General features: G+C 62.9%; 1 protein-coding gene. It reads left to right on the top strand.

Going from position 1 to position 482, the window contains the following annotated elements; translation table 11 throughout:
* The coding region (locus tag Q0835_RS30125; protein WP_298967189.1) for an ATP-binding cassette domain-containing protein at window positions 1-482 on the top strand (482 nt) is incomplete at both ends.

A 482-nucleotide genomic window follows, 5' to 3' on the forward strand; every position in this document is an offset into this window, starting at 1 on the left:
GGCCTGCTCGATGTCACCGGCGGCCAGATCTTCATCGGCGGCAAGAACGTCACCTGGGAAGAACCCTCAAAGCGCGGCATCGGCATGGTGTTCCAGTCCTATGCCCTTTACCCGCAGATGACCGTTGCCGGCAATCTCAGCTTCGGCCTGAAGAATGCGGGCCTGCCAAAGGCGGAAATCGAGGAACGGGTCAACCGCGCCGCCAAGGTGCTGCAGATCGAACCCCTTCTCGATCGCAAACCCGCCGCCCTGTCAGGAGGCCAGCGCCAGCGCGCGGCCATCGGACGGGCCCTGGTGCGCGATGCCGATGTCTTCCTCTTCGACGAGCCGCTCTCAAATCTCGACGCAAAACTCAGAGCCGACCTCAGGGTCGAGATCAAGCAGCTGCACCAGAAGCTGACGAACACCATGATCTACGTCACCCATGACCAGATCGAAGCCATGACCCTGGCCGACCGGATCGCCATCATGCGCGGCGGGCG

It is taken from the genome of uncultured Roseibium sp., assembly GCF_947499295.1.
In the GTDB taxonomy this organism is placed as follows: domain Bacteria; phylum Pseudomonadota; class Alphaproteobacteria; order Rhizobiales; family Stappiaceae; genus Roseibium.